Raw genomic sequence first — 19,099 nt, 5'->3', positions numbered from 1 at the left:
CATGACCGAACTTCGCAATGTCGAAGCCGACCTGGCGCAGTTCCGCACCCGGGTGGTGGTGGCGGGGCTGGCGGTGCTGTTTGCGTTCGGCCTGCTGGCCGCGCGCATGGTCTACCTGCAGGTGCTGCGCCACGACGAGCTCGACGCCCAGGCCGAGAGCAACCGCACCGCGGTGCTGCCGGTGGTGCCCAACCGCGGGCAGATCCTGGACCGGCACGGCCGCGTGCTGGCCACCAACTTCTCGGCCTACACGCTGGAGATCACCCCCTCCAAGGTCGAAGACCTGGACGGCACCATCGAGGCGCTGGGCGAGTTGGTCGACATCCAGCCGCGCGACAAGCGGCGCTTCCGCAAGCTGCTCGAAGAGTCGCGGCGCTTCGATTCGCTGCCCATCCGCACCCGCCTGACCGACGACGAGGTCGCCCGCTTCACCGCGCAGCGCTACCGTTTTCCCGGGGTGGATGTGCGCGCGCGCCTGATCCGCCACTACCCCCATGGCGAGGTCGCCAGCCATGTGATCGGCTACATCGGCCGCATCAACCAGCGGGAGAAGGAAAGCATCGAGGAGTGGCCGGAAGAAGACCAGGCCAACTACCGCGGCACCGACCACATCGGCAAGCTGGGCACCGAGCAGCAGTACGAGCGCGAGTTGCACGGCGTCACCGGTTTTGACCGCGTCGAGACCTCGGCCGGCGGCCGCGCCGTGCGTTCGCTGGCCAACACGCCGGCCACCCCGGGCAACACCGTGGTCCTGTCGATCGACATCAAGCTGCAGAAGCTGGTGGAGGACATGTTCGGCGAGCGCCGTGGCGCGCTGGTGGCCATCGACCCGCGCAACGGCGAGGTGCTGGCCTTCGTCTCCAAGCCAACCTTCGACCCCAACCTGTTCGTCGAAGGCATCGACTCGGAAAGCTGGAAAGCGCTCAACGAGTCGCTGGACAAACCCCTGCTCAACCGCGCCCTGCGCGGCACCTACCCTCCCGGCTCCACATACAAGCCCTTCATGGCCCTGGGCGCACTGGAAACCGGCACCCGCAGCGCGAGCTCCGTCATCAACGACCCGGGCTACTGGATGTTCGGCAACCACCGCTTCCGCAGCCACGGCGACGGCGGCCTGGGCGCGGTCGACATGCACCGCAGCATCGTCAAGTCGAGCAACGTCTACTACTACTCGCTGGCCAACGAGATGGGTGTGGAGGCCATGCACGACTTCATGGCGCCGCTGGGCTTCGGCCAGATCACCGGCATCGACCTCAAGGGCGAGGTGCGCGGCGTGCTGCCCAACCAGGAGTGGAAGCGCAAGACCTACAAGCGGCCCGAGCAGCAGAAGTGGTACCCGGGCGAAACCATCTCGCTGGGCATCGGCCAGGGCTACAACAACTTCACCATGCTGCAGCTGGCCCACGCCATGGCCACGCTGGCGGGCGGCGGCATCAAGCGCACGCCCCACCTGACGCTGGCCACCGAGAACGTGCTGACGCGCGAGCGCACGCCCCTGCCCACGCCCGCCGAAGTCAACCTGGGGTTCAAGCGCCAGAACATCGACACCGTGCTGCGCGCCATGCACGGTGTCACTGTCGAAGGCACGTCGACGCGGGTGTTCGCCGGTGCCGGCTACCTCAGCGGTGGCAAGACCGGCACGGCCCAGGCGGTGACCATTGGCCAGAAGGACCGCTACGACGCCCGCAAACTCGAAGAACACCAGCGCGACCACTCGCTCTACCTGGCCTTCGCGCCCCTGGAGAACCCCACCGTGGCGCTGGCCGTGGTGGTCGAGAACGCAGGCTTCGGCGCGGCCGCTGCGGCGCCGATCGCGCGGCGCGTGTTCGACTACCTGCTGATGGACCAGTACCCGAACCCGCAGGACCTGGCCGCGGTGCAGAAGGGAGAAGCCGGCCCGCCCATCGGCACGCCGCTCAAGGCCAGCGAGGTGCCCTGGGACAGCCCCTGAGGCTTCAGCGGAGCCAGGCGTCGTAGCTGGTCTTGAGGATCAGCGCGCTGACCACCACGATGAAGGCCACGCGCACGAAGCCGCTGCCGTGCTTGAGCGCCAGCCGCGTGCCCAGCAGGCTGCCGATCACGTTGGCCGCCGCCAGCGGCAGCACGTAGTGCCACCAGATGTGGCCCTTGAGCGAGAACAGGATCAGCGCCGCGAGGTTGGACGCGGTGTTGAGCAGCTTGGCGCTGGCGCTGGCGTGCAGGAAGTCGTAGCCCAGCCAGCGCACGAACAGGAAGACGAAGAAGCTGCCGGTGCCCGGGCCGAAGAAGCCATCGTAGAAACCGATCAGCAGGCCCAGCGTACAGGCCGCCAGCATCTCGCCGCGCGCCGTGAAGCGCGGCGTGTGGTGACGCCCCAGGTCCTTGCGCATCAGGGTGTAGCCCAGCACCAGCAGCAGGATCAGCGGCAGCGCCTTGCGCAGGAACTCCGGCGAGATCACCGTCACCGTCCAGGCGCCCGCCATGGCCCCGGCAAAACACACGGCCACCGCGGGCAGCAGCGCATGCCAGGGCATCTGCACGCGCTGCGCGTACTGCGCGGCGGCGGCCGCCGTGCCCCAGATCGACGCGCTCTTGTTGACGCCGAACAGCGTGGCCGGGTGGGTGGTGGGAAAGATCGCGAACAGAGTGGGCGTGAGGATCAGGCCACCACCGCCCACGATCGAATCGACGAAGCCGGCGAACAGCGAGGCCAGCGAAACAAGAAAGATCTCCATGCGGCGATTGTCGCCGCCGGTCCGATCAGGCCCGCGGCAACTCGAGCACGAACTCGGCCCCGCCGCCCTCGGCGTTGCGCGCGGTCAGGCTCCCGCCGTGCTGCTCGACGATGCCGTAGCTGATCGACAGGCCCAGACCGGTGCCCTTGCCCACCGGCTTGGTGGTGAAGAAGGGGTCGAAGATGCGCAGCAGGTGCTCGGGCGGGATGCCAGGGCCGTTGTCGCGCACCGTCACCCGCACCGTGGGCGGGTCCGCTTCGCCGGGGCAACCCATCTCCACCCGGACCATGGGCTCGGGCACCGACGACAGCGCGTCGAAGGCGTTCTGCAGCAGGTTCATCATCACCTGCTGCAACTGGCCGGCGCTGCCCAGCACGGTGCAGGCCTGCAGCGGTGCCCAGCGCACCGGCACGGGCACCGCACGGCCCTTCTGCACCCAGTGGATGGCGCGCTCGATCACCTCGACCAGGTTCACCGGCTTGCGCTCCTCCGGGTCCATGGCCGAGAAGCGCTTGAGCCCGTGCACGATGTCGGCGGTGCGCTGCGCGCCTTCGAGCGTGCCGTCGATCAGCGAGGGCAGGTCGGCCAGCAGGTGGTCGATGCGCAGCTTCTCGCGCTGCTGCTGCAGCACGGCTTCGGGCTCGTGGGCGTGAAAGGCGGCGATGTAGCTGCGCAGGCGCTGGCTGTATTTGTTGAGCGCATGCACGTTGCCCAGCACAAAGCTGATCGGGTTGTTCAGCTCGTGCGCCACGCCGGCGACCAGCTGGCCCAGCGAGGCCATCTTTTCCGAATGCAGCAGCTGCTGCTGGGTGCGCTTGAGCGCCTCGTGCGCGGCGCGCATCTCGTGATAGGCGCGTTTGAGCTCGGCCGTCGGCCGCCCGACCCAGACCGTGCCCAGGCGCTTGCCGTTGGCGCCGATGCGCGGCGTGCAGTTCGCATCCACCGGCACCGGCTGGCCTTGCCGGTCCAGCAGGTTGAGCTCGATCCCCTGGCCGCCGTGCGGCGCCTCGCCGCGGTCCATGGCGGCGCGCGCCGCCTGCACGCTGGCCTCATCGGCCAGCAGATCGGCCAGGCCGCTGCCGCGCAGCTGCTCCTCGCGCCGGCCCACCAGCTCGCACAGCGCGGCGTTGGTCTGCTCGATCAGACCGCGCTCGTCGCAGACGATGAGCACGTCCGACATGGCGCTGAGCACGCTGAAGATGAACTGCTGCGACTGCTCCAGCTCGCTGTTCTTCTTCTCCAGCTCGACCTCGTCGTCGATCAGCCGGGTGTAGACCTCGTCCATCTTCTGGATCACGTCCAGCCAGGTCGATTCGTCCACGCCCTCCATGGGCGCGGTGGGCAGCGGGCTGGGGGCGCGGGCCTTGCTCATCTCAATGCACCGTGCAGACCATGCAGGGGTCGAAGGAGCGCACGATGTGCTGCACCGCGACCGGGGTCTTTTCGCCGTCGCGCACCGGCGCCTCCACCAGCGCCTGCTCCAGCGCACCCGGTGTGCCCTGCGCATCGCGCGGCGAAAAGTTCCAGCTGGTGGGTGCGACGATCTGGTAATTCGCGAGGCGCCCGCCGCGCACCACCAGCCAGTGGCCCAGCGCGCCGCGCGCGGCCTCGGACAGGCCGACACCGTGGCCTTCGTCGGGCAGCTCGGTCGGCACACAGAAGGCCTCTGTCGGACGGATGGCCTGCAGCCAGCCCTCCATCATCGGCAGCACGCGCGCGAGTTCGAGCACGCGGCCGAGCACGCGCGTGAACACGGTGCCGCCGTGGCGCGCCACCGCATCGCGCAGCAGCGGGTGGCCGCTGGCGAGCTGGCGCGCGATGGCCCCCGTCTCGACCACCTCTCCGCCCAGTCGCGGCGCCTTGTTCCAGGTGTAGGCGCCGGCCTTGTCGGGCTCGGGCCGGGTGAGACCGTGCAGGGGATGCAGCGGTTCGCGCGGCTGCGCCAGCCAGGCGTGCGTGGCGTCTTCGGTGATGGCGTGCGCGTCCACCGGGTCCAGGCGCTGCGCATCGCCGCGCCACAGACCTTGCGCCAGCGCATGGGAGCCATCCGGCTGCACGTAGGCGCCGTAGCTGAGGTAGCGCCCCGGCCCCGGGCCCAGCGTCTGCAGCGACAGGTCCTGCACCAGGGTGAGGAAGAAGCGCAGGTCGCTGCCCAGCGGATCGCGCGCATGCCAGGCCCAGAGCGCGTCTTCGCTGTCCAGCGCGGTGAAGGTTTCGAGCGCGTCGCCGATCAGCTGCCGTTCCAGGAAGCCGCGAAACTCGCGCAGCTTGGCCAGCAGGCGCACGCGCTCGGCCGCGTCGATCGGGCGAGTGGAGCCGCCCGGCTCGACCGACTGCGTGTGCGGCCACTTGCCGCCCAGCGTGCCCAGCAGCGTGAACCAGCGCTGGCGCGCCGCCGTCGCCGCGCGCACCTGTTCCCCCGTGTCGGGCGCGAAGCGGCGCACCGCCTCGGCGTGCCAGGGCCGGTCGGCGTACACCGGGCGCACGAAGTCGGGCATGAAGAACAGGTAGAAGTGGGTCAGGTGGTCGGCCAGGTTCTCAGTCGCCAGGATCAGGTTGGTCGCGTGCTGCCCGTTGGGTGGCATCACGATGCCCCCGAGGTCGGCCAGCGCACGCGCCGACGCGACCGACTGCGAGACCGAGCAGATGCCGCAGATGCGCGGCACGTAGACCAACGCGTCGTGCGGCGCCTTGCCCTGCAGGATCTGCTCGAAGCCGCGGTACATGGTGGCGTTGACGCGCGCCTCGCGCACGCGCCCGCCCTCGATGGTGAGCGCGACTTCGAGATCACCCTCGACGCGGTTGAAGGGGCCGACGAGCAGGCGGGAGCTCATTTGAGACGGGTTCTCCGGATGGCGGGCTTTTCCACCAGGTGGTCCGCGGTGGCGTTGTGTTTCACCCGCTTCGGCGTGGCGCTCTTGGACAGCGAGGCCAGCGCCACGAACCAGGCCTTGGGCATGTCGGTCGGCAGCCCCACCGGGATGCCGGCGATCTTGGGCGTCTGGTGGAAGGGGTGGCCGGGCTCCTGGAAGCCCGGCTCGGTGCAGGCGATGCAGGCGTAGCCGCCGCGGGTGCAGCTGCCCTCGCCGTTCCAGGGCCGGATGTTGCAGTCGGCGTGCACCTGCGTGCCCTTGCAGCCCATGTGCTCCATCATGCAGCCCAGGTCGGACGGCTTCTCGGCGCTGGCCTTGAACTCGTAGTACTCGTTGCGCGTGCAGCCGTGGTGCACCAGCTGGTCGGCGTAGAAGCGCGGGCGAGCCAGCGGATCGAGGTCGTCGGCGTTGAAGGCGTCGGACGCCAGCGCCATCAGCGTGTCGATGACCCAGCTCGGGTGCGTGGGGCAGCCGGCGATGTTGATCACCGGCAGGCCGCTGCCACTGCGGAAATCCGCCCCCAGCAGACCGCCGGGGCGGTCGTCCTCGTACTGCAGGCCGCAGGCGTCGGTGGGGTTGTCACCGCCGGCCGTGACGCCGCCCCAGGCTGCGCAGCTGCCCACCGCCAGCACGTGGCGCGCCTTCGCCGCCAGCTCGCGCACCCAGTGGATCATGGGCAGGCCGGTGCCGGCGAGCATGTGGAAGCGGCCGGTGCCGTTGGGGCCGCGCAGCAGCGAGCCTTCGACGCAGAGCGCGTCCAGCCGCGTGCCCCCGTCCATGACCGACTGCAGCAGCGCCAGCACGCCCTCACCGCTGGCCAGCGAGAGCGAGGGGTGCCAGAGCATGTGGATGCCCGCGTCGCGCAGGTGGCCCTGGAAGTCGGTCGTGTCGGCGCACAGCAGCGACATGCTGCAGCCGCCGCAGCCACCGGATTGCAACCACAGGACGTTCATGCGGGGACCTCTTCCGTAACGAGTTCGCCAGTCAGCCAGCGGCAGACCCAGGCGACGGCCTGGTCCAGGTCCTTCAACGCTTGGACGCTCGGCGCGGCACCCAGTTCAAAAGCGGACGCGCGAATGGCCAGCAGGGTCGAGGCCGGTGGCGCGTGGCCATGCAGGTCCTCGTACACCTGCAGCACCGCCTCGGGCGCGAGCGCATGGCTGCCGATGCCGCCGCCGCGCGCGGCCTGCAGCGGGCGCACGGTGAACGGCTCTGCGAGGTCCAGCGCGGCATCGACGAACAGCACGCGCTCCCGGCCCACCAGGTCCAGCGCGTGTTCCACCTGCAACTGGAAATCGGTCAGCACCTCGACGCGGCCGGCGAGAGAAGCCGCCTCGGCCTGGGCCAGCAAACGCTCAGCCAGCATCGGCCCGAGCGCGTCGTCGCCGCGGCTGGGGTTGCCCCAGGCCAGCACCAGCAGCGGCGCCACCGGCTCGTTCATTGCGCGCGCTCCATGGGGTGCGGCGTGGCGCCGCGCTGCGTCTCGCCAGTGGACGAGCGCAGCACGTGGTCGAGCACCTCGCCATCCGGTCCGCGCAGCGTCACCGACAGTGGCATCTGGCCCAGCGCGTGGGTGGCGCAGGACAGGCAGGGGTCGTAGGCACGGATGGCGACTTCGAGGTGGTTGAGCAGCGGCTCGGTGATGGTCTGGCCGTCCAGGTACTGCAGCGCGACCGAGCGCACCGCCTCGTTCATGGCCTGGTTGTTGTGTGTGGTCGAGACGATCAGATTGCAGCTCTTGACCAGATCGTCGTCGCCCACTTCGTATTCGTGGATCAGCGTGCCTCGTGGCGCCTCGATGATGCCGACGCCGCTGCGCTGGCGTTCGCCCGTGGCCTGCAGCGGGCCGCCGAGGATGACCGGGTCGTCCAGCAGCTGCGCGATCACCTCCACACCGTGCAGCAGCTCGATCATGCGCGCCCAGTGCGTGGCCAGCACCGCGTGCACCGGCCGGCCGCCGTGTGCCGCGACGAAGGCCTGGCGCCGCGATTCGGCGCGCGGCGTGGGGATGTGGTCGCAGTTCTGCAGCCGTGCCAGCGGGCCGACGCGGTACCAGCCGGCCTCGGGCCCGAGCGCGCGGCGGTAGGGGAACTTCATGTAGGTCCAGGGCTTGACGGCCTCGTCGATCAGCTCGCGGTAGCGCTGGTCCTCGAAGCCGTCCACCGCGATGCGGCCATCGGCCTCGCGCAAGCGCAGCGCGCCGTCGTACAGCTCCATCGCGCCGCCGGGGCCGATGAGCGACATCATGGCCGCGGGCGTTTCGCCGAAGTGCTCGTAGGCGGGTGGCAGGCCGGTGTGCAGGCGCTGCGCCAGGTCCACCGCCGCCTCGGCCCAGGCCAGCACCTCAGGCAATTGCGCGCGCAGCAGGTCGCGGTCTTCGCGCGCCACCGCGCGGTTCATGCCGCCGGGCACCGAGCCGGTGCCGTGCACCCGCTTGCCCGAGGTGATGCGGATCACCTCCTGGCCGAACTTGCGCAGCATCACGCCCTGGCGCGCGGCCTCGGGGTGGGCCAGGGCCACGCCGACGATGTTGCGCTGCGCGACGTCGGCACCGAAGCCGAACAGCAGGTCGGGCGAGGACAGGTGGAAGAAGTGCAGCGCGTGGCTCTGAACGATCTGCCCGTAGTGCATCAGCCGGCGGATGCGGTCGGCCGCTTCGGGCACCGGCCAGCCGCCGACCACGCGGTCCAGCGCCTTGGAAGCGGCCAGGTGGTGCGAGACCGGGCAGATGCCGCACAGGCGCTGCACCATCACCGGCACCTCCCAGTAGGGCCTGCCGACGATGAACTGCTCGAAGCCGCGGAACTCGACGATGTGCAGGCGCACCTGCTGCAAACGCTGCTGGTCGTCGAGCAGCAGCGTGACCTTGCCATGGCCTTCGACGCGCGAGACCGGGTCGATCACGATGCGGCGCAGGCCCTGCAGGTCGGCCGCGGTTTCGAGCGGGCGGGCGGCGTCAGTCATAACGGATCAGGCCTTTTTTCAATGCAGGTTCGCGCCCGGCCATCAGATCCTGCAGCAGCTGCCAGAAGGCATCGGCCGGCGGCGGGCAGCCGGGCAACGCGTGGTCGATCTGCACGACTTCGTGGATGGGCCGCACGCGGTTGAGCGGCAGCGGTAGCTCGGGGTCGTTGGGCACCTCGCCGTAGACGGCTTTCATCATCTCGCCCACGTCCAGGTGGTTGCGCAGCGCGGGCAGGCCACCGGTGATGGCGCAGGCGCCCACGGCCACCAGCACCCGGCACTGGTCACGGAAGGCGCGCAGCACCTCGACGTTCTCGGCGTTGCACAGGCCGCCTTCGATCAGGCCGATGTCGCAGGGGCCGACGGTCTTGATGTCGGTCAGTGGCGAGCGATCGAATGTGACGTGCTCAATCAGGCCGAACAGGCGCTCGTCGATGTCGAGGAAGGACATGTGGCAACCGAAGCAACCGGCCAGCGAGACCGTGGCCACGCGCCACTTGCGGGGGGTGCTGTCGGTGTTCATCCGCGCGTCTCCGCATCGTCGAAGGTCCGCTGTCCGTAGGGCTGGGCAAAGCCGACGCGCTTGGGCAGCAGCGCGCCCACCGGGCAGATGTGGGCCGCGCGGTCCTCCACCGACAACTGGCTGTCGCCGAGCCGGCCACTCTCACTGTCGATCAGCAGCTTCGCACCGATGCCGTGGCCGCCGATAGCGAACACGCGCTTGCCATCGAGCTCGTCGCTGGCGCGCACGCAGAGCTGGCACAGGATGCAGCGGTTGGGCTCGAACCAGACATCGGGGTGGCTGGCGTCCACCGGGCGCTCGGGGTGCAGCGGCTCGTAGTGCAGGTCGGTCATGCCGGCGCGTTCGGCCTGGTGCTGCAGCTGGCAGTTGCCGCTTTTCTCGCAGCCGGGGCAGAAGTGGTTGCCCTCGACGAACAGCATCTGCAGCAGGTGCAGGCGCCGCGTTTTCAAGGCGTCGGTGTGGCATTCCACGCGCTGGCCCGCGACCGCGGGCGTGGCGCAGGCCGCCACCGGCCGGCCATCGGCCACCACGGTGCACAGCCGGCAGGACGCACTGGCCGAGACGCTTTCGTGCCAGCACAGGTGCGGCACCTCGTGGCCAGCGCGTTGGGCGGCCTGCAGGATGGTGTCGCCGGGCTGCAGCGGCACGGGCTGGCCGTCGAAGTCGAAGGTCGTCATGCGCCGTGCTCCGTGTTCAGGTGTGCGCCCCGGTCTTGCCGTCCGGTCGCCCGGCGCGCCGACGACAGCTCGGCGTCGAGGTCGATCCCGGGCTGGAACTGCACCGCCGTGCTGCGCTGCGCATAGGCCTGGCCGAAGTGGGCCAGGGTGTCGCGCAGCGGGTTGCAGGCCGAGACGCCGAGGCCGCAGTGCGTGCCGCTGTGGAGCAATTCGTCCAGCTCGTGCAGGCGGGCGATGTCGAAGGCCGAGCCGCGCCCTGCCCCGCGTTCGTGGGCCAGCTTGTCCAGCCGGCGCACGACCAGCTCGGTGCCGACGCGACACGGCGTGCACAGGCCGCAGCTTTCGTGGGCAAAGAAGCGCGCGAAGTGGCGCGCGACCTCGAACAGGTCGCGAGTCTGGTCGAACACCATCAGGGCGCCGGCGCTGGGCAGGTCTTCGAAGGCGATGGCGCGATGGAAACCACTGGCCGGCACGCAACTGCCCGAGGGGCCGCCCACCTGCACCGCCTGCGCATTCCGCGCGCCGCAGTCGGCCAGGATCTGCGCCAGCGGCGTGCCCAGCGGATATTCGTAGAGGCCGGGGCGCTCGCAGTCGCCCGAGACCGAATGGATCTTGGTACCGGTGGAGGCCGGTGTGCCGAGCCCGGCCCACCAGGCGCCGCCGCGGCGCGCGATGTGGGCCACCGCCACCAGGGTCTCGACGTTGTTGACCACGGTCGGGCGGCCGAGGTAGCCGCGCTGCACCGGGAAGGGCGGGCGGATGCGCGGCGTGCCACGTTGGCCTTCCAGCGACTCGATCAGCGCCGACTCTTCGCCACAGACGTAGGCGCCCGCGCCGAGGTGGATGGCGATGTCGAAATCGAAGCCGACCACACCGCCCGCATTGGACCCGAGCAGGCCGTTCGCGCGGCGCCGTTGCAGCACGGCTTCGAGCTGCGGCAGCAGGAAGCGGTATTCACCGCGCAGGTACACGAGTCCGGTCTGCGCGCCGATGGCGCGTGCGGCCACGGTCATGCCGTCGAACAGCTCGTCGGCGTGGCGGCCGAGCAGCACGCGGTCCTTGAAGGTGCCGGGTTCGCCCTCGTCGGCGTTGCAGACCACGCAGCGCTGGCCGTCGGGCGCGTCGGCCTCGGCGCAGGCGCGCCACTTGCGCGCGGTCGGGAAACCCGCGCCGCCGCGGCCGCGAAGGCCCGAACGTTCGACCTCGGCCAACAGTTCGGCGGGTGTGCGGGACAACACGGCGGGCAGCGACGGGGCATCGGCGGGCAGGCCCTGCAGCAGCACGTCGGCTCGCCGGACGTGGTCTTCCACCGCGAACCAGTCGGCCGGCCAGTCCTCGGGCGGCACACCGGCGAGCAGCCGCTCGGCCAGCTGGTCCACGCGCGCGGCGTCCAGCCGCGTCACCACCTGGTGGTGGTTGACCAGCAGGGCCGGCCCCTGGTCGCACAGGCCGGTGCAGGAGCAGCGGTCCACGCTGAAGCGGCCCTGCGCATCGACCGCTCCAGGCTTCACGCCCAGGCGCTCGCACAGCCTCGCCATCAGCGCCTCGCTGCCCGCCATGCGGTCGGTGATGTTGTCCGAGAACAGCACGCGCACCCGGCCCACAGGCCGCAGGTGGAAGAAGCGGTAGAAGCTGGCCACGCCTTCGACATGGGCCAGGGTCAGGCCCAGCGCGCGGCCGATGTGGGCCAGCAGTTCGCGCGGCAGCCAGTGGGTCTGCGCCTGGGTCTCGCGCAGCACCTGCACCAGCGCGTGCGGGTCGTGGTGCCAGCGCGCCAGCACCGCGTCGGCGACGTGGAAGCTGCCGGGCTGGTCAAAGACGGTCATGGTTTGTCCAGGCCGAAGCGTTGCATCTTGGCCCGCAGGCCCACGCGGGAGAGGCCCAGCTCTGCCGCCGCCTTCGTCTTGTTCCAGCGGTGGCGCAGCAGCGTCTCGCGCAGCACCATGGCCTCGATCACGTCCAGGCGCTCGGTCAGGCTGCCGCTGGCCGGCAGGGCCGCCGTGAGGTCACCGCCGCCGCCGGCCGCACGGCCCTGCAGCACGCGCGGCGAGAACGCCTCGGGCGGCAGCTCGGTGCCCTCGTGCAGCGCCAGCGCGCGGCCGATCTCGTTGCGCAGCTCGCGGATGTTGCCGGGCCAGGGGTAGGCCAGCAGGCAGGCCAGGGTTTCGTCGGTGAGCGTGGCGCCCGGGTGGCCGAGTTCGCCCGCCACGTCCTGCGCGATCTGGCGCGCGATCGGCGGAATGTCGCCCACCCGCTCGCGCAGCGGCGGCACGGTGAGCGTCACGGCCGAGAGCCGGTAGTACAGGTCTTCGCGGAACAGGCCCTCGCGCACCCGCTGCTCCAGGTTGCGGTGGGTGGCGGCGATGATGCGCACGTCCACCGGCACCGGCCGCGCGGCGCCCACGGGCCGCACCTCGCCCTCCTGCAGCACGCGCAGCAGCTTGACCTGGAACGCCGGCGAGGTTTCGCCGATTTCGTCGAGGAAGACGGTGCCGCCGTCGGCGCGCTGGAACAGGCCGGCGTGGTCTTCGAAGGCGCCGGTGAAAGCGCCGCGCTTGTGGCCGAACAGTTCGGATTCGAGCAGGGTGTCGGGGATGGCCGCGCAGTTCTCCACCACGAAAGGTCCGCTCAGGCGCGGGCTCGCGTAGTGGATGGCGCGCGCCAGCAGTTCCTTGCCGGTGCCCGATTCGCCCAGCACCAGCACCGGGATGTCGTAGCGCGCGGCGCGCTCGGCCATGCGGCAGAGCAGGTCCAGCGGACTGCCCGGCGCGCGCACGATGCGCTCGAACCCGAAATGGCTCTTGGCCTGCGCCATCTGCGTGGCGGTGCGCTGGCGCAGCACGCGGGTGCTGGTGCGCAGCTCCAGGTCGAGCCGGCTGGTCTGCTGCTGCAGCACCTGGGCCTCTACCGCGTTGCGCACCGCGTCGAGCAGGTGGTCGGGCGACCAGGGCTTGAGGATGTACTGGTAGATGCCGGCTTCGTTGATGCCGGCGATGATGTCTTCGCTGTCGGTGTAGCCCGAGATGACGATGCGCACGATGTCCGGCCACTGCTCGCGCACCTCCTTGAGGAAGTTCACCCCGGTCATGCCGGGCATGCGCTGGTCGCACAGGATCACGCTGACCGGCTGGCGCTGCAGCAGGCCGCGCGCCTCGTCGGCGCTGCTGGCGGTGAACACGGTGAAGTCCTCGTCCAGCGTGCGGCGCAGCGCGTCCTGCGAACGCACCTCGTCGTCGACCACCAGCACGGTGGGCATCACGTCGTGGAGCGGGGGTGGGGTCATCGGTGCACCGCCAGATGACGCGGTGTCCAGGCGTGCGGCAACTTGTGCACGAAGTGGTGCCGGGCCACGTGGTAGCTCGGGTCGAAGCCGTAGAAGTTGCGGTGCATGCGCGCCAGTTCCTGTTCGCGGTAGCGGGCCAGCGGGCAGTGCGCCTCGTCGGCGGCACGCCGGGCCTGTTTGGCCGCCACCTGTTCGCGATGATTGTAGGAGCCGGCCAGGGCCAGCGCGCGTTCGATGACACGGGTTTCGTAGCCCTCGCGCGGCCCCTCGTCGCAGGCGTCGATCAGGCCCATGCGCTGCGCATCGGCGGCGCGCAGCGGCAGGCGGCCGGCCATCAGGTCGCGCGCGCCGGCCTCGCCCAGGCGGCGCGGCAGCAGGTAGGTCCAGTACTCCGAGCCGTAGAGGTTGCCCATGTTCTTGTAGTGCGGGTTGAGCACCACGCCCTCGTGCGCCCAGACCTGGTCGGCGGCGAGCGCCAGGAACACGCCGCCCGCGCCCGCGTTGCCGCGCATCACGCTCACCGTGAGGCGGTCGGTGGTCTCCAGAACCGCCAGCGCCACGTCGTCCATGGCCTGGATGTTGCGCCAGGATTCGTCGGCCGCGCTGTCGCCGGGGCGGTGCGCCGCGGCCTCGATGCGGTTGAGGTCGATGCCGTTGCTGAAGAAGCCCTCACCGCCCATGAGCAGCAGCACCCGGGTCGGGCGCTGCCGAACTTCCAACAGCGCATCACGCAGGCGCTCGCAGCGGTGGGTGCTCATGGCACCGTTGCAGAAATCGAAGCTCAGACAGCCCACGCGCGCCCCCTCGGGGCCGTGTTCGGTGTAGCGCAGCTCGGCCCACTCGTCGGCGGGCCGCATCAGCGGCGCGGGGCGCTGCGGCAGCGCCGCGGCTTCGGTTGCGAACAGCTCGGCGGCGACCTGCTTGAAATGCCCCTGGCCCGGGGCGGTGCCCGGCGGGTCGGCCCGCCGCGCCTGGCCGATCCACACGCCGCCGTCGACCGTGCGGCGCAGCAGCGCGCCGTCGCGCACTGCGAGCAGTTCACCCGGCGCGCGGTCGGCGAACTCGGCCAGGGTCGCCGCGCTGGCGGCGTGGGCATCGCCGAGGTAACAGGCCTGGCCCCAGAGTGCGTCGAGCACACCGGGCTGGCCATCGGCGCAGCGCAGTTTGGCGAGCACCGTGGTGGTGTCGTCGCGCGACCAGTCGATCGCGCGGTCGGCCTGCTTCATCAACGGTTTCCATGCCGGTGTGGGCAAGGCCAGCGGCGGCGCCTCGCGCTCGCCCGCTGCAAAGCGCTCCACCGCTGCCAGCGTCGCCTGCAGCGCCGCCTGCGTCACCTCGCGCCGGTAGAGGTGGCCCTTGGTGGTGGCGCGCATCGGGAAGCTGGCGTGGGCCCAGACCGGGCCGGCGTCGAACGCGCCGTCGGCCTGCAGCACGGTCACGCCCCACTGCGCCTCGCAGTCGCGCACCGCCCAGTCCAGCGCACTCGGCCCCTGGTCGCCCGGCGGGCCCGGATGCACCACAAAACACGGCACGCGCTGCCAGACCGAGGCCGGGATGCGGCGTTTGAGAAACGGCGCCAGCACCAGATCGGGCCGGGCCAGCGCCACGGCTTCTTCGGTCACGCTGTCGGCGATGTCCAGCTCGACGCCGAGCTGGTGCCCCCGCGCGCGCAGCTCGGCATACAGCCGCTGGCTGAGGCTGTTGAAGCTGTGGCAGAGCAGCAGGATGCGCAGGGACATGGTGTGGTGGTTCGGGTGTTCAGCGGCGCAGGGCGTCGATCTCGCGCTCGGCCTGCTTGCGCCCCATGTAGATGGCCAGCTTGGCCTGGATGGCGTCCAGCGACGCGAGGTACTGCGCGATGCTCCGCGCGGCCAGCAGGTCCTGCGCCACGGTGGGCGTGTCGGGGCCGAAGTGCGGCTGCAGCGTCTGCCAGGCGCGGCGCTGGAGGGCGAGCAGGCGCTGCGGGTCTTCAGATTCGGTCGACGAGTCCGCCTGCACGTCCGGTGCGGGCGACGCTGCCGCGGGAGGAAGTGGCGCGGCCTTGGGCGGTGTCGGCACCGGCTCGATCAGGCGCAGCGACAGCAGCGTGTCCAGATGCCCGCGCACATCGCCCAGCCCCTTGGCCAGCAGCGCCTGCACGCTGTCCACCCCGTTGACCAGGATCAGCAGCTGCCGCGTGGCCGGCGCCAGCCCGGCCTGCCGCTGCGCGATCTCGGCCTTGCCGCTTTCGGTCTTGCGAAACACCAGACTCGACATCCCACGTCTCCTCGTCTCTTGTTTTCATCAGACCCCGCCCCGAGCGAGGTGCCCCTTCCAGGGGCACCGAGGAACCGGCTTCGCCGGGCCTCAGGTGCCGTCCCCCTGCCCAGCGCCGAAGGCGCGCCAGAGCGGGGGGAAGCCGTGCAGCGGCGCAGGGGGGTGTCGTCAACAGATCCTCGGCAGTTGCTCTCCACTGAGCCAGTCCACCACCCGCCGCCCGCCGAAGCGCGTGGCCATCTGCACGAAGTGGTGCGGGTCGGTGGTCACCTCGCCGATGCGCGCCGCGTCCTGCCCCAGCGGGTGCGCGCACATCGCGGCCAGCACGGCCTCGGCCGCCTCGGGCGCAACCACCGCGATCAGCTTGCCCTCGTTGGCCACGTAGAGCGGGTCCAGGCCCAGCAGCTCGCAGGCCGCATCGACCTGCGGCTTGACCGGAATCGCCGCCTCCTGCAGCAGCATGCCCACACCGGACTGGCGCGCCACCTCGTTGAGCGTGGTGGCCAGGCCGCCGCGCGTGGGGTCGCGCAGCACGCGCACCGCGCCGGGTGCGGCCGTCAGCATGGCGGCCACCAGGGTGTGCAGCGCGGCGGTGTCGCTCTCGATCGTGGTCTCGAAGGCCAGCGACTCGCGCTGCGAGAGCACGGCCACGCCGTGGTCGCCGATGCTGCCCGAGACCAGCACCACGTCGCCCGGCCGCGCCTTGCGGCCGCTGATGGACACGCCCGGCGGCAGCACGCCGACGCCGGTGGTGCTGATGAACACGCCGTCGCCCTTGCCCTGCTCCACCACCTTGGTGTCGCCGGTGACCACCGGCACGCCGGCCTCGCGAGATGCCGCGGCCATGGACTTCACGATGCGCTGCAGGTCGATCAGCGGGAAGCCTTCTTCGATGATGAAGCTGGCGCTCAGGTACAGCGGCCGCGCGCCCGACATGGCCACGTCGTTGACCGTGCCGTGCACCGACAGGCAGCCGATGTCACCACCGGGAAAGAACAGCGGCGAGATGACGTGGCCGTCGGTCGCCATCACCAGCCGCCCCTCGGCCGGGTCGAAGGCCGGCAGCGCCAGCACCGCGCCGTCGTCGCCCTGGCGCAGGTAGTCGTTGTCGAAGGCAGCCAGGAACAGCTCCTCGATCAGCTGCGCCGCCGCCTTGCCGCCCGCGCCGTGGCCCATGTCGATGCGGCCGTGCTTGATGTCCAGCGGGCGGATGTAGTTTTTCTTCACGGGCTTGGGGGCGGGGGCCTCGCCAGCGCCGGCCTGGTGGTGTTCGGTTCTCATGGGGTGACCTCCTCGGTGGCGGTGGCGGCGACGATGGGGATGTCGCGGAAGCGGCCATAGGTGTAGTGCGCGGCGCAGGCGCCTTCGCTGGACACCATGCAGGAGCCGACCGGGTTCTCGGGTGTGCAGACGGTGCCAAAGATCTTGCAGTCCGTCGGCCGTTTCACGCCGCGCAGGATGGCACCGCACTCGCAGGCCTTGTTGTCGGGCACCGACTGGTAGGCCAGATCGAAGCGGCGCTCGGCGTCGAAGGCCGCGAAGGCCTCGCGGATCTTGAGCGCGCTGTAGGGCACCTCGCCCAGGCCACGCCACTCGAAGCTGGGCCGCAGCTCGAACACCTCGGACACCAGGGCCTGCGCGCGCAGGTTGCCCTCGGGCGTGACGGCGCGGGTGAACTCGTTCTCGACGTGGGCGGCGCCGCGGTTGACCTGGCGCACCAGCATCAGGATGGCCTGCATCACGTCCAGCGGCTCGAAGCCCGCGATCACCACCGGCTTGCGGTACTCCTCGGCGAAGTGGTCGTAGGGCTGGCTGCCGATCACGATGCTCACGTGCGCCGGACCGACAAAGCCGTCGATGGGCACGGTGCCGAACTGCCGCACCTCGGGCGATTCGAGGATGTGGGTGATGGCCGAGGGCGTGAGCACGTGGCAGCACAGCACGCTGAAGTTGGCCAGGCCTTCGCGCTGCGCGTCGCGGATGGCCAGCGCCGTGGGCGGCGTGGTGGTCTCGAAGCCGATGGCGAAGAACACCACCTCGCGCTGCGGGTTGGCGCGGGCGATGGCCAGCGCGTCGGCGGCCGAATAGACCATGCGGATGTCGCCACCGCGCGCCTTGGCCTTGATGAGGGAGAGGCTGTCGCTGGCCGGCACGCGCATGGTGTCGCCGTAGGTGCAGACGATGGCGTCGCACTCCAGCGCGAGGCGGATCGCCAGGTCGATGCGGCCGATGGGCAGCACGCAGACCGGACAGCCCGGGCCGTGGACCATGCGCACGTTGGACGGCAGCAGTTCGAGCACGCCGTAGCGGCTGATGGCGTGGGTGTGGCCGCCGCAGAACTCCATGAAGCTGTAGGACCGTTGCGGGTCGGCCTCGGCGCGAATGCGCTCACCGATCTGTTTGGCCAACTCGCCGTCGCGGAATTCGTCGATGTACTTCATGACTGAACCTCCGCGCCGGTCATGGCCTGCATCTCGGCGAACAAGGCGAGCGTCTTCTCGGCCTCCTCCGGATCGATCATGCCGATGGCGTGGCCCACGTGCACGATCACGTAGTCGCCGACCTCGGCCTCGGGTACCAGGGCGATGGAGATGGGCTTGCGGATGCCGCCCAGGTCGACCACCGCCTGGTCGTGGTCGCGCTTCTCGACAAGGCGCGCGGGAATGGCTAGGCACATGGGGTGGTCTCCTCAACGGGGGATGTTGTCTGTGATATCTGAAGCTGCTGCACCGCCACCCAGGCCTGGCCGATGGCCAGCCCGGCGTCGCCGCAGCCTTTGTCGCCGGTCTGCCACACCCGCAGGCCGGCGGTCTGCAAACGCTGCACCGTGCGCTCGCGCAGGATGCGGTTGAAGAAGCAGCCACCGCCCAGGGAGGCGGTGTGGACGCCGCGCCCGCGCGCGGCGGCGATCAATGCCTCGGCCAGCGCATCGGCCAGGGCCAGGTGGAAGCCGGCGGCGGCGGTGTCGGCATCGGGGGCGTCGAACAGTTGCGCCAGCACGGCGCGCAGGTCAGTACGGCCGTCGACGTGTTGCAGCGCCCCAGCCAGCGGCGGCACCTCGGGCCGGACCGAGAGAGCGCGGGCCGCGGCCTGTTCCAGCGCGATCGCGGCCTGGGCCTCGTCCTGCTGGTGGTGGCACAGGCCCAGCGCACCCGCCGCGGCGTCGAACCAGCGGCCGGCGCTGCTGGTCAGCGGGCAGTTCAGGTGCTTGTCCAGCATCTGGCGCACGCCCGCCGCCACGGCCTCGCCCACCACCGGTGCGAAGCGCGGCACGATCTGGTCGCGGCGGCCCAGCGCGTGCAGCGCGCTCGCCGCCATGCGCCAGGGTTCGCGCGCCGCGCGGTCGCCGCCGGGCAGGGCCAGCGGCTGCAAATGGCCCAGGCGCTGCCAGCGCGGCCCGTCGAGCCACAGCAGTTCGCCGCCCCAGGGCATGCCGTCCGTTCCCAGGCCCACGCCATCCAGCGCAAGCCCGACCACCGGGCCTTCGATGCCGTGTTCGGCGACCACCGCCGCGAGGTGCGCGTGGTGGTGCTGCACGCCGATGGCCGGCACGCCCAGCGCATCGGCGGTGGCGATGGCCAGCCGGGTGCTGAAGAAGTCGGGGTGCAGGTCGTGTGCGATGGCCTGCACCGGCGCACCGGCGGCTTCCGCCTGCCGTGCCAGCGCCTGCACCGAGCGCTCCAGCGCGTCGCAGGCCGCCGGGTCGCTGAGGTCGCCATGCACCGGCGACCAGTGCGCGCGGCCGTCCAGCACGAGGCAGGCCGCGTTTTTCAGCCAGGCGCCGACGGCGAGCACGGAGGTGGACATCG

General features: G+C 70.9%; 17 protein-coding genes. 1 reads left to right on the top strand and 16 read right to left on the bottom strand.

The features are described from left to right. The first annotated feature begins 1 nt into the window (after nt 1). Nucleotides 2-1,951 carry a penicillin-binding protein 2 gene (mrdA, locus tag BC358_RS15255; RefSeq protein WP_066159921.1) on the top strand — a complete coding sequence of 650 codons (1,950 nt, stop codon included), beginning with the start codon at nt 2-4 and terminating at the stop codon, nt 1,949-1,951. A 4-nt stretch (nt 1,952-1,955) separates the two neighbouring features. On the opposite strand, the gene BC358_RS15250 is transcribed toward mrdA, so the two are convergent. The 16 genes from BC358_RS15250 to BC358_RS15175 all read right to left on the bottom strand — a co-directional run bounded on the left by BC358_RS15250 (nt 1,956) and on the right by BC358_RS15175 (nt 19,097). Beyond that, nucleotides 1,956-2,714, bottom strand: a complete 759-nt coding sequence (locus tag BC358_RS15250) for a TSUP family transporter (RefSeq protein WP_066159918.1) — start codon at nt 2,712-2,714, stop codon at nt 1,956-1,958. 25 nt (nt 2,715-2,739) lie between these two features. Next, nucleotides 2,740-4,086, bottom strand: coding sequence for a sensor histidine kinase (locus tag BC358_RS15245; RefSeq protein ID WP_066159916.1), 1,347 nt, complete (start codon nt 4,084-4,086; stop codon nt 2,740-2,742). Nucleotide 4,087: 1 nt separating this feature from the next. After that, nucleotides 4,088-5,548 (bottom strand): nickel-dependent hydrogenase large subunit, encoded by a 1,461-nt coding sequence (locus BC358_RS15240; protein WP_079366485.1) that lies wholly within the window; start codon nt 5,546-5,548, stop codon nt 4,088-4,090. Next, complete coding sequence (locus tag BC358_RS15235) at nt 5,545-6,540, bottom strand: HupU protein (protein WP_079366484.1); 996 nt, start codon at nt 6,538-6,540, stop codon at nt 5,545-5,547. The genes BC358_RS15240 and BC358_RS15235 overlap by 4 nt, the downstream gene beginning before the upstream one ends. Then, nucleotides 6,537-7,028 (bottom strand): hydrogenase maturation protease, encoded by a 492-nt coding sequence (locus BC358_RS15230; protein ID WP_079366483.1) that lies wholly within the window; start codon nt 7,026-7,028, stop codon nt 6,537-6,539. The genes BC358_RS15235 and BC358_RS15230 overlap by 4 nt, the downstream gene beginning before the upstream one ends. Next, the gene (locus BC358_RS15225; RefSeq protein WP_079366482.1) at nt 7,025-8,551 is read right to left on the bottom strand and encodes a Ni/Fe hydrogenase subunit alpha; all 1,527 of its coding nucleotides are present in this window, start codon (nt 8,549-8,551) and stop codon (nt 7,025-7,027) included. Before BC358_RS15225 ends, BC358_RS15230 begins: the two co-directional genes overlap by 4 nt. Then, on the bottom strand, nt 8,544-9,074 hold the full coding sequence (locus BC358_RS15220; RefSeq protein WP_066159902.1) for an NADP oxidoreductase: 531 nt from the start codon (nt 9,072-9,074) through the stop codon (nt 8,544-8,546). The genes BC358_RS15225 and BC358_RS15220 overlap by 8 nt, the downstream gene beginning before the upstream one ends. Further along, nucleotides 9,071-9,751: a 2Fe-2S iron-sulfur cluster-binding protein gene (locus tag BC358_RS15215; RefSeq protein WP_066159899.1), complete on the bottom strand. Its 681-nt coding sequence runs from the start codon at nt 9,749-9,751 to the stop codon at nt 9,071-9,073. Before BC358_RS15215 ends, BC358_RS15220 begins: the two co-directional genes overlap by 4 nt. Continuing rightward, complete coding sequence (locus tag BC358_RS15210; RefSeq protein WP_079366481.1) at nt 9,748-11,577, bottom strand: NAD(P)H-dependent oxidoreductase subunit E; 1,830 nt, start codon at nt 11,575-11,577, stop codon at nt 9,748-9,750. The genes BC358_RS15215 and BC358_RS15210 overlap by 4 nt, the downstream gene beginning before the upstream one ends. Then, on the bottom strand, nt 11,574-13,034 hold the full coding sequence (locus tag BC358_RS15205; protein WP_079366480.1) for a sigma-54 dependent transcriptional regulator: 1,461 nt from the start codon (nt 13,032-13,034) through the stop codon (nt 11,574-11,576). The genes BC358_RS15210 and BC358_RS15205 overlap by 4 nt, the downstream gene beginning before the upstream one ends. Further along, entirely contained in the window at nt 13,031-14,773 is a 1,743-nt protein-coding gene (locus BC358_RS15200; RefSeq protein WP_079366479.1) for an enoyl-CoA hydratase-related protein, read from the bottom strand. The genes BC358_RS15205 and BC358_RS15200 overlap by 4 nt, the downstream gene beginning before the upstream one ends. A gap of 19 nt (nt 14,774-14,792) precedes the next feature. Next, entirely contained in the window at nt 14,793-15,290 is a 498-nt protein-coding gene (locus tag BC358_RS15195) for a hypothetical protein (RefSeq protein WP_079366478.1), read from the bottom strand. Between the two features lie 168 nt (nt 15,291-15,458). Further along, a complete protein-coding gene (hypE, locus tag BC358_RS15190) occupies nt 15,459-16,571 on the bottom strand; it encodes a hydrogenase expression/formation protein HypE (protein ID WP_079366477.1) in 1,113 nt (370 codons plus the stop codon). Next, complete coding sequence (gene hypD, locus BC358_RS15185) at nt 16,568-17,731, bottom strand: hydrogenase formation protein HypD (protein WP_079366476.1); 1,164 nt, start codon at nt 17,729-17,731, stop codon at nt 16,568-16,570. The genes hypE and hypD overlap by 4 nt, the downstream gene beginning before the upstream one ends. Further along, nucleotides 17,728-17,967 carry a HypC/HybG/HupF family hydrogenase formation chaperone gene (locus BC358_RS15180; protein WP_079366475.1) on the bottom strand — a complete coding sequence of 80 codons (240 nt, stop codon included), beginning with the start codon at nt 17,965-17,967 and terminating at the stop codon, nt 17,728-17,730. The genes hypD and BC358_RS15180 overlap by 4 nt, the downstream gene beginning before the upstream one ends. Beyond that, nucleotides 17,958-19,097 carry a hydrogenase maturation protein HypF gene (locus BC358_RS15175; protein WP_079366474.1) on the bottom strand — a complete coding sequence of 380 codons (1,140 nt, stop codon included), beginning with the start codon at nt 19,095-19,097 and terminating at the stop codon, nt 17,958-17,960. Before BC358_RS15175 ends, BC358_RS15180 begins: the two co-directional genes overlap by 10 nt. Nucleotides 19,098-19,099 lie beyond the last annotated feature (2 nt).

Origin of the sequence: Hydrogenophaga sp. H7, from assembly GCF_002025745.1 — a bacterium.
Taxonomy (GTDB): domain Bacteria; phylum Pseudomonadota; class Gammaproteobacteria; order Burkholderiales; family Burkholderiaceae_C; genus Hydrogenophaga; species Hydrogenophaga pseudoflava.
This window is presented reverse-complemented; position numbering and strand designations above follow the sequence as displayed.